Source organism: Oceanimonas smirnovii ATCC BAA-899, from assembly GCF_000381965.1.
Taxonomy (GTDB): domain Bacteria; phylum Pseudomonadota; class Gammaproteobacteria; order Enterobacterales; family Aeromonadaceae; genus Oceanimonas; species Oceanimonas smirnovii.
This window is the reverse complement of record NZ_KB908477.1, coordinates 1-10,075: the sequence shown is the minus strand read 5'-3', so window position 1 is coordinate 10,075 and position 10,075 is coordinate 1. Positions and strand designations below refer to the sequence as shown.

The following is a 10,075-nucleotide window of genomic DNA, read 5'->3' as shown; positions in this document are numbered from 1 at the left end:
CAGGCCCGGCTGCAGCTGGGAGAGCTGGGGCCGCAGCCGGTGTATGACTGGCACGGCAAAGAGGCCCTCAGCCGCTGCTTTTCGCTCTCGGTCACCCTGGTGTGCCGTTCGCCGCTGCCGCCCCTGACCACCCTGCTGCAGCAACCGGCCACCCTGGAACTGCACAGCCCAAAAGGTACCCGGCGCTATGTGCACGGCCTGGTGTTTGACCTCACCGAGCTCGACCGCAGCCCCCGCCATGTGCGCTACCGGCTCACCCTGGTGCCGCCGCTGGCGCTGCTTGACCTGCGCCGGGGCGTGCGCATCTTTCAGGGCCAGACCGTGCCCGACATTGTTGAGCGCCTGCTTACCGAGGCCGGCCTCAGCGCCGACACCCGGGAATGGCGGCTGAACCGCAACTACGCCCCCCGTGACTACTGCGTGCAATATAACGAAACCGAGCTGGCCTTTATTGAGCGCCTGCTGGCCGAAGAAGGCATTCACTACCACTTTGTGCACCGGGCCGAAGACACCCTGCTGGTGCTGGCCGACGGCCCCGAAGGCCTGGACCTGCTGCCGGCGTTGCCGTTCAAGGCCGACACCGGCATGGCACACCGCACCCATGCCATTACCCGCCTCACCGCCGGCCCCGGGGTGCGCACCGGCAAGGTCAGCCTGCGGGACTACGACTTCACCCGTCCGGCGCTGCCACTGCAGCCCCACAGCCAGCACCTGCCCGGGCCCGACCACGCCGACGAGCAACCGCTGGAAGACTACCGCTGGCCCGGCACCTTTCTCAGCCAGGCCCGGGGCCAGCAACTCACCGACCTGAGCCTGGCTCGTCACCGCCATAACCACATCACAGTGACCGGCGAAAGCGACAGCCCGCAACTGATGGCCGGCCACTACCAGCCGCTGGAAGACCACCCCAACCCCGAGCACAACCAGCTGTGGCTGATTACTCAACTCCGTTACCACGGCAAACAACCCCAGGTGCTGGGCGAGCTGACCGACGGCCAGAGTGAATTTCACTGTGAGTTTACCGCCCTGCCCGAAGCCAGTGTGTATCGGCCCCCGTGCCCACCCAAACCCCGGGTGCCCGGCCAGCAAAGCGCCATGGTCACCGGCCCGCAAGGCGAAGAGATTTACTGTGATGAATACGGCCGGGTCAAAGTGCAGTTCTACTGGGACCGCCAGGGCCGGGGTGATGAAAACACCAGCACCTGGCTGCGGGTCAGTCAGGGCTGGGCCGGCAACGGCTATGGCCAGTTCATGCTGCCCCGAGTGGGCATGGAAGTGCTGGTGAGCTTTATCGACGGTGACCCGGACCGGCCCATTATTACCGGCTGTTTGTATAACGGGGCCAACCGGGTGCCCTATGCGCTGCCCGAGCACAAAACCCGCTCCACCTTTAAAACCGCCTCCAGCCCCGGCAGTGCCAACGCCAACGAGCTGCGCTTTGAAGACAAGGCCGGCCAGGAGCAGATTTACCTGCACGCCGCCAAAGACTACGACCAGCTGATTGACCACAACAAAAAAACCGAGGTGCTCAACGACCGGCACACCGACACCCACGGCACTCACTACGGCCGCACACGGGGCGACCACCACCACACGGTAAACGGAAATCACCACAGCCGTACCGACGGCGACCGCCACGAGCAGGTGGGCGGCAGCCGCCACACCGAGCTGGGCAGCCAGGAGCTGCTGAAAGCCGGCCGGGAAATTCACCTGGCGGCGGGGCAGAAAATGGTGATAGACGCCGGCACCGAGCTGACCCTGAACGCCGGCGGCAGCATGATCAAACTGGATCCGTCCGGCATTACCCTGCTCGGCCCGGCCATTAACATGAACACCGGCGGCAGCCCGGGCCAGGGCAGCGGCGTGGCCGCACTGCTGGCGGGGCTGCCGCTTAATGTAGAGGAAGTGGCGGTGGGCAAGGTGCCTGAAGCCAAAATTCCTGTGGCTAACAAACGCCCTGCTCCTTTGGTAAACATGCGGCCCGATCCAATCAGACAAAAGCAGGCGTTATTACAAGGCCGTTCACTATGCCCGATCTGTGATCTGGCTAAGGAGCAGCTGTGATAGAGATATCTGCGTTTGCCGGAGATCAAAAACCCGGGTTTGAACAAGACAGCCACTTACATACTGCGCTGTTATTGGATGGAGCGACCAGGCAAAACCTGTTAACGCTCATTTATGAACAACAAAGCGCGCCTGAATTTGAGTTGTTGTATCTGAACAGCGAGCTTGATGAGCTTTGCGACATATCTCCCTGTTTAGTGGCAGTCAGTACCGATGATGACCTGTTCGCTCGTTTCTGCGAGCAGGGAATAAGCGGCGAGTGGGGCTATATGCTTTGTTTTTCAGCCCCATGGCATGAGGTGACGGCGCATTTGCGCCGTTTGATGAAAGTGATACACCCATCCGGAGAAGAGGTATATCTGAAGCTGGCTGCTCCGTCGGTTATGGCGGCCATGTTACAGAATGAACTGCGTCGCCCGGCGCTGATGGGGCCCATCAGTGAGATCATCACTATAGACAGCTATGCCGGTGAGCTAAGCCGCTTTGTGAATGAAGCCCCGTTCTTTAATGACGATGACACCCTGCTTCGCCTCACGGAAGAAGACATGGTGCTGCTTTCTGAAGCGGACTTCAGAAGAGTCTGCATCGGCTTGATGATACATATGCAGCGTTATTTCCCCGAGTGGTGCAACCGGCCTGAGGATGGGCAAACATCTTGCTGGAAGCGGGTGCTTTCAATCGCTGAGCTGGCTTACGAGCAAGGGTTTCAGTCTGAGCGGGATATCACCATGTTTGCCAATATTCTTGGTTATTTGAACACAGACAGCATTGATCAAGCTGAATATTCCAATATTCATCAGCTTTTGTATGCAGACTCCGGGACTGTTGCATCCCAGCGGCTTTCTATTGCAGCTCAATATGCTCAGCAAGCCTCCAGCCATCTCCAGAGAGAGAATCATGTCCAATAATAACGATGAACGGGATAACCCAATTTCGGCAGCAAATGCCAAAAGTGCAGAAGATGCACGCTCCAGTACCGGCACCTGCCCCTTGATGAAAGCCAAACTGCAACTTTTGCCGTTGCGATATGGCGTGGTGGAAGAGCTGGACCCTTCCGGGGAAATTACCATGCCTTTTTCTCTGCAATCCCGGCCACTGGGGCTGCGCAGAGTCAGAGATGGCTATCTTTACATCATAGATGCAACAAAAAATATTCTGCACGAATACCAACTGACCAATGGCAATATCGAAAAGCTGCTGTGGCAAGACAAGGAAGTCGGCCAGAATTCACGGACCAGCACGGCGGGTGAGCCGCATTTAATTTTCCCTCGCTGCAGCCTGCTGTACGTCGCTTATTCCGAAATTCAATGGACGGCAAGAAAGTGCTCCCAGGTGCTGGAAAGCAGTAAAGAGCGCGACTACTTCATGCAAAAGGTTAACCTGGCCGCAGCCAATGCCGCTACTGGCGGGAAGCACCTTATAACATTGGCGCAGGCAGAAAAATGGCTGGCCGAAGTAGCAGAGAATGCACAGCCGGCTACGCCGGAAGGAGCTAACCCTGAAGAGAGTCAGCCTTATATTTGGGAGCAACCGGATAAAGGGCAGCCAGTGCCGACCTCCACACCTTATAAGCAAATTGGTTTTGGAGCATTGACCAAAGCCGTTTTGAAAGAATATCAAAACGACTGTTTCTGCCTGGTGCTTCAGGATGACATCGGTGTTATGCGAGACCTGGCCCAGTTTCAGGATAAAGTCGTTGGCTGGATTTCTGACTGGGCCGAAGGAGGAGAGCAGCCTGGTAATAACGAGCGGGACTATATGCTCGGCTGTTATATAGAGTCACTGACTCAGATAACAGCCGATGAACTGACTCACCTTGATGATAAACAAGCACAAGCAATGCTTGATGATCTTGGCAAGCTGCCTGAACAGGCTCAAAGCGATACACGAAAAGTTATTATTGATTATCTTAATAATGGCAGCGGCATTAGCGAAAGAGATCCCACCCTTCCCAGAGTGGTGAGGGAAAAGATTGATGCCATTAACCGTAAGCTGGCCGGTATACGCTCATTAGATGGTGTAAGAAAAATTAAAGCTGAAGTGCAGGAAGAGATAGATCATTATTATCTATCTCAAAGATTGTCTGCTGCCAATGCCGGTAGTGATTTTGTCAGTGAACATATTGGTACTATTATACGACTGAAAAAAGAGCATAACCGTAAAGTTAAAAATATATTGAATGGTGCAAGCCTTGGCCAGCGGGGGATTGACGACCTGATTGACCGGCCTGCCATGGATCAGTTTCTTGCCGCTCAGCGGAGGCACGTGGAGCGGTGGAATGTATTGCTTAGTAAAATCACCGCTGATCGAAATAGCATGTTTACGGAATCGCGTTTTCACCGTGCTGCCTGGTATTATGATTTGCAGCAGGCAGAGCAGCTTGGTCTGGCGTTTGCTACTCAATATGCCTGTTTAAAAGATATTTGCCGAAGCGATGAGGCTATCGAAAATATATTAAAATGGCTGGAAAAAAATCCCGAATATGATCGTCCACTTTTTCATACCCTGCCTCTGAATGTTCAGCAAGAGCTTAAAGCTCAATATGCACAGATGAATGCTGCAGGCTACACATTAGCGAGTAATTTCAAATCGTTAATGCAAAAGTTGAAAAGTATTGAAGAAGGCAAGCTGCCGGCGATAGATGAGTTGCCGGAAACCACACAAGCCCTGGCTAAAAGCGCACAGAGCACACTTGATCCGGCATTAAGCCATGGCATCAGCCGCCTGATGGATGACTTTTTCAAGGGGCTTGACCAGCAAAAAATGCCGGACCTTGATCAGTTATTCCGAACACTGCCCAAAGCCTTATCTGCCCGCTTATTGCAAGCGGGAATGGAAGAAGGCTTTAGCTTCTCGGTGGCCAGCGAAGCCGAAATACGGCTGTTGCAGCAAGATATTCAAGCAATTACCAAGACACGAACCTCGCTTGCTGAAGCGGTTAAACAGCGCGCCATAAGCAACAGCCAATCAGGGCATAAATCTGAAAAGTCTCGTGAATTACTTGCCCGGATTAAACAGCTTAAAACTGAGCTTGATATGCTGGAGCCCAGACTGGCCGCCAGCCTCAGCCCCATTGGCGCATTACCGGAAGACAGCATACGTGTATCCGGCGCGGCAATGGGCAAGGCCGGCATTACGCTGATATTACCACCGGAAGCCAAACAGGAAATTGGTGGTATGTTGCAGAATGCCCGCAATGGTTACGCCAATGTCGGGAAAGTCAGCAAACTGGGGGATGGCCTTGGGCTGGCGGTGGCTGTTGCGCAGGTGATTAATTTTATTACGTTGTTAATAGAATATGACAGAGCTAAGCCAGATGATAAAGATCTTTATAGAGTTGCAGCTGCAGCTCTTTCGACCGGAGCGGCAGGAATATCTGTTGCCCAGAGTATTGCCGGCGCAGCCTTACAGGTAAGAGCTACACAATTTGCAGCTGCTCTACAACAACAAGCATTAACAACGGTCCGCGTTCATATGGGAAGGTTACACTTTATCCTTGGCGGTTTAAATTACTTGGTTGGTGGGATTGCTTCTTTAATAAGCAGTGTCGGCCATTATGAAAAATGGACGGATGCCGTTCGTAGTGGCAATGTTCAGGCTCAGCAAGGAGCTGCCATGGCGTTAACTGGCTCATCATTAATGACAGTTAATAATATATATGGGTTCACCAATACACTACATGCTGGTCTAGCTATGAGAAAGATGGCTCGCAAGGAAACTTGGAGAGCTGCTTGGTCTGTGGCAGGCCCACGATTGGCGAGTGTTTTCTTCCGGTTTAATATTGCCGGCGCACTCTTCACCATGTTGGAACTAGCGGGAACCTGGTTGTATAACCGGAATAATATATCAGCCCACGATGAGTGGCTGCTGAGCACTCCCTGGAGTCAGGATGCTGAAAAACGCCAGAACCATTCATTGGCTTATTATCAGCAAAGTCTGCAGGATATATTTAACAAGCCTCTGATTAGAGTGACTCACCAACGCCACGACAACTGGTTTAAAGACTGGTGGTCCGGCCCGGTCAGTACGGATATAAATCTGGAAATTCCTAACTTGTCTGCTGGATTGCTCAATAATCCTGTTTCTGGCCGCCCGGGTGCTCACCTTTTTATGCGTGCCTACACAATTCGCAGAGCATATTACGATAAGGGCGCACCTATTGAAAATTGGTCACCGGCAACAGAAAAAATTGAAGCGGGTATGGAGTTGGTGAATGCCGGACCTTTGATTTTAAAAATAAAGCCACCAGCAGGCAGGCATACAATATCATATAGTATGAAGGAAGAAATATTAGTGGAGTTGAATGTTGCAACCCTGGATGAACAAGGGAAATATCAGGTGCAGCACCACACCATTCTTTCTCCAGTAAGTGAAGAAGGCGTTTACAAACCTGCTATACAATCAGCCAAAGGCTCACCTGCCCACTGGACACGACTGAATTTGCAACTAATACCGGAACTATCCCATGACGAAAGTTAATCAGGAACATAACGAGACAGCCCCTGAGCTGAGTCAGCCTCACCAGGCCGGCGATAGCACGACTTTTCCCGGAGGCCGGGTCAATTACCTGGCCCCCATGCCGTTGCCAACCGGCGAGCCCGGCCAGGACTATGTTCATGCCGTGGGTGAAATAAACGATACTTATCTGACGTTTGGGGTTGGATTGCCTCATGTATTTGGCTGGCAACTTTCTCTGGGGTTGATTTTCACCGGTTGCATATTAATTGTTATGTTTTTTTTTCCATTGCTCATTGCTTTTTTAAGTATATTTATCGGCTCTAGCTTTTCAAGTGTAATAGAAGGAGTCTGGCTTTTCTTTGAGTTTATGGTTTTTATTGGTTTGTCATCGGCCGCATTTTGTTTTGTTTTATCCATATCTATTTGGTATTTCAATCACAGAAAGTATAAATATGCCATTGCTGCCCGTTTTAACCGCCAGCGTCGTGAAGCCTGTTTTGTACCCGAAGGAGAGACGGACCCTGTGTTTGTGCCCTGGGAGTCACTGTCTGCCTGGGTGATTGAAACGCAGGGGGTCACTCAATACGGGGTTCAGCGTCAATATGCCATGGGGGTGGGTTTTCACCATGCCGACAGTGGCGAAGATTACTCACTGGAGTTTGAGTGTGGCGGTCTGCCCCTGGCCATTGCCAACTGGGAGGCCATTCGTGCTTACATGGACTACGAGGTGCACAGCCTGAAGGAAATACAGGATCCGCTGGACTTGCAGGGCCCGGACGATCCGCCCCACGAAGGGCTGCATACCTTTTATAACGCCCGTGCCCGCATGCGCCGCCGCTACCGGGAAGGCGAGGTGGACAAATGGTACGTCGTGGGCTGGTATGCCTATCACTTCTGTACCCTGTGGACGCTGCCGTTTCACCTTACCGAATGGGAAACAGCCCGGGTCAAGCGGATACAAACCCGGGAAATACCGCCGGCAATGGCCGCCTGGTCGCAACCGCTGCCAGCAGAACAATGGGCCCAGCCCAGCGCAGAGCTGCAACGCCAGCGTGAGCGGCTGACCATATTGCGGGAGCTGTACCCTCAACATTCCGTATTCAGCCTGTTTACCAAAGCGCGGGGCACCGATGAACTGACGGTGCCCAAGCGTAAAGGCAAAAAAGGCAAGAAAGCCAAAGCCGGCTGACGCCATCAACAACAGGCCTGCGCAATATCATGTGCAGGCCTCTGGCAGTATTCAAAACCTGTTTATCACGCCATTGGAGCCGGCGTCACCCCAAGGGCGGTAGCGTGGAGAAACGCAATGTTAGAGCGATGTTTTTGCTCTATACGGCAAATCTGGGCCAGCAACAACATGCTTTTACTCTGTCGGGCCGAGGCTGGATGCACTCAGTACAAAGGTCAAAGAAAGTTTGTCTGTGAACACGAATTTAATACTTGAAACGGAAGCAGTCTGATATGAATACTTCAGCAAAAGTTGATGAGCAGCAGCGTGAAAAGGCAGCGCGGGAACAAGCCATGATAGATGAATTAAAGGAAGCGCCTTTAGTTTATGAATGGAACGTGAATGCCCCCCTTTTTGTTTCAATTGTGTCCTGTATTTTTTTGGGCATGGTTCCCGTTGTTGTCGGAATTTACCATGGCATCTCTTCTTCTTCATATACACCATTCATACTTTGGAGTATACATGGAGTCGTGATGTGGGCATACCTTCGTTATTTGTGCACGCCAAATAAAATATACCATTACCAACTAACGCCCATCGGCATTCGCTATACCATACAGGACGCCATTCCCGAAACGGCGTATCAGGTGGTACGTGCCTTCGCCTGGGTGGGTGTATTTGTATGTATTCTTGCGGTGGGTGTGCTGGGCCCGCTGGCCTTTGTCGGTGCCGGTGGCATGGCATTTCTGGCATTTGGTATGACCAACTTTAGCAGCAAGGTAGATAACGCTTATATTTATTTTGTGGATACTTATGAAGTTAACATTCTCAGAAAAAGAGATGTATTTTCGCTCGATAGCGTACCGCTGGAATATCACGTTTTTGGCACTGTGCACTGTGAAAAAGGCAAGCTGGATGAAACCCTCAACAGAATTCTGCCTTATCTGAATAACTACACCATCAAGGAAATTAAAAGCTACCGGGATTTGTGAGCTGCTGTTATGGCAAGATTATATGTTCAGCGGTTGGCTTCGGGCATCACCCCTAGGGCAGTAGTATAAATAATGCAGGAGAGATCAGCTTTACATGAGAACACCACCCAAAGCCGGCGATAAAAAGAGCATCTTTGGTCTGGCGAGTGAACACTTTCTGGCCCCCTTACCGGTGCCCACCGGCCGCAAGCCCAATAACACCATGGGTATGGTCTGGCGCATTAATAGTACTTATATGGATGTCAGCGACTGTACCCCTGGTTCAGCGGTTGCAACCTTACACTGTACTCTTGTCTTAACCATACTGATTATGCTCTGGATTGGCAGTGTTATGGGGGCTGATTTTTTTTTCCAGGACTGGCTGGGTTGGATGCTTGTTTTTGGCTTTGTGATTTTCCCAACCCTGACCATCGCTTTTCTTGTATTTGCCAATCCGCGAGAACCGGTGCGTTTTAACCGCCAGCGTCGTGAAGTCTGTGTGCCCAAGGAAAAGGGAGGCGACTACTGGTATGTTCCCTGGGAGACGGTCAAGGCCTCGGTGGAAGGCTTTAATATGGTCAGCCAGGCGGGAGTGAATAAAAACGGCAGCCTGATGGTTGGTTTTCCCAACCCCAATTTTAACGGTGAAGTTAAACTGGGCGGCAATGGCTTCAGCACCAATGAAGACGCCGAACGTCACCTCTGGTTTCCAAATGTGGTGCCGGAGGTGGGTGCTGGTATGTGGGAGCTGATACGCACCTATATGGAAGATGGCCCCGATAAACTGACTGTACATACAGATATGTTTGAAATGAAAAATAAAAGTATTTTTGCCAGTTATATTGAAGATATCCAGTATGGTATCGAGAAGAGAGGTTTGGCGAAAGGCTTGCTGTGGGAAGGGGTTTGTGGCTTGTTTTTATTTAATCTTCCGTTAGTGGATTATATCGAGCGTAAACACCTGAACCCGCCACCGGATTTAAAGGGTGAGAAAGTACAACAATGGTCAAAATCCCTGCCCAAGGAGCAATGGGCCAGGCGCTCTCCCGAGCTGGAGCTGGCCATTCAAGCGCGCGAAGCCGAGCTGGCCAGACAGTCGGCGGCGTAAGGAAATAATGAGCAACAATCATCAATCTCCACACTGTCTTGAGCAACCTCATCAGGCCGGCGATAGAACCACCTTTGCCGGAGGTCAGGTTAGTTATCTGGCCCCCATGCCATTACCCACCGGTCAGCCCGCTCAGGACTATGCCCACGCTGTGGGGGAAGTGAATGATATCTATCTTAGTTTTGGTGCGGGTATGCCGACTGCTTTTGGGTGGCAATTGCCAGTGAGCACCTATATCGGTGGATGGGTGATGTTACTTCTAATATCTCCTTTAATTGCTGGAACCGTCATTATGATGGTGGGTGG

6 protein-coding genes and 1 pseudogene are annotated in these 10,075 nt (G+C 52.0%); all 7 read left to right on the top strand.

Annotated elements, in window-relative coordinates:
- A partial coding sequence (locus tag G364_RS16720; RefSeq protein WP_019936160.1) for a type VI secretion system Vgr family protein occupies window positions 1–2,064 on the top strand: 2,064 nt, incomplete at its 5' end.
- Window positions 2,061–2,972 carry a DUF4123 domain-containing protein gene (locus tag G364_RS0116085; RefSeq protein ID WP_019936159.1) on the top strand — a complete coding sequence of 304 codons (912 nt, stop codon included), beginning with the start codon at window positions 2,061–2,063 and terminating at the stop codon, window positions 2,970–2,972. The genes G364_RS16720 and G364_RS0116085, both read left to right, overlap by 4 nt.
- On the top strand, window positions 2,962–6,543 hold the full coding sequence (locus G364_RS0116080; RefSeq protein WP_019936158.1) for a toxin VasX: 3,582 nt from the start codon (window positions 2,962–2,964) through the stop codon (window positions 6,541–6,543). Before G364_RS0116085 ends, G364_RS0116080 begins: the two co-directional genes overlap by 11 nt.
- Complete coding sequence (locus G364_RS0116075; protein WP_019936157.1) at window positions 6,530–7,711, top strand: hypothetical protein; 1,182 nt, start codon at window positions 6,530–6,532, stop codon at window positions 7,709–7,711. Before G364_RS0116080 ends, G364_RS0116075 begins: the two co-directional genes overlap by 14 nt.
- 272 nt (window positions 7,712–7,983) lie before the next feature.
- Complete coding sequence (locus tag G364_RS17445) at window positions 7,984–8,682, top strand: hypothetical protein (protein WP_245541442.1); 699 nt, start codon at window positions 7,984–7,986, stop codon at window positions 8,680–8,682.
- 202 nt (window positions 8,683–8,884) lie between these two features.
- Window positions 8,885–9,769, top strand: coding sequence for a hypothetical protein (locus G364_RS0116065; RefSeq protein WP_245541441.1), 885 nt, complete (start codon window positions 8,885–8,887; stop codon window positions 9,767–9,769).
- Window positions 9,770–9,776: 7 nt separating this feature from the next.
- Window positions 9,777–10,075: pseudogene (locus G364_RS16710) on the top strand (hypothetical protein); the annotation flags it as partial.

Excerpts from the sequence above, each read along its gene's own strand:
- G364_RS0116080 (WP_019936158.1), top strand. The coding sequence starts at position 2,962 with ATGTCCAATAATAACGATGAACGGGATAACCCAATTTCGGCAGCAAAT.
- G364_RS0116075 (WP_019936157.1), top strand. The coding sequence starts at position 6,530 with ATGACGAAAGTTAATCAGGAACATAACGAGACAGCCCCTGAGCTGAGT.
- G364_RS17445 (WP_245541442.1), top strand. The coding sequence starts at position 7,984 with ATGAATACTTCAGCAAAAGTTGATGAGCAGCAGCGTGAAAAGGCAGCG.
- G364_RS0116065 (WP_245541441.1), top strand. The coding sequence starts at position 8,885 with ATGGGTATGGTCTGGCGCATTAATAGTACTTATATGGATGTCAGCGAC.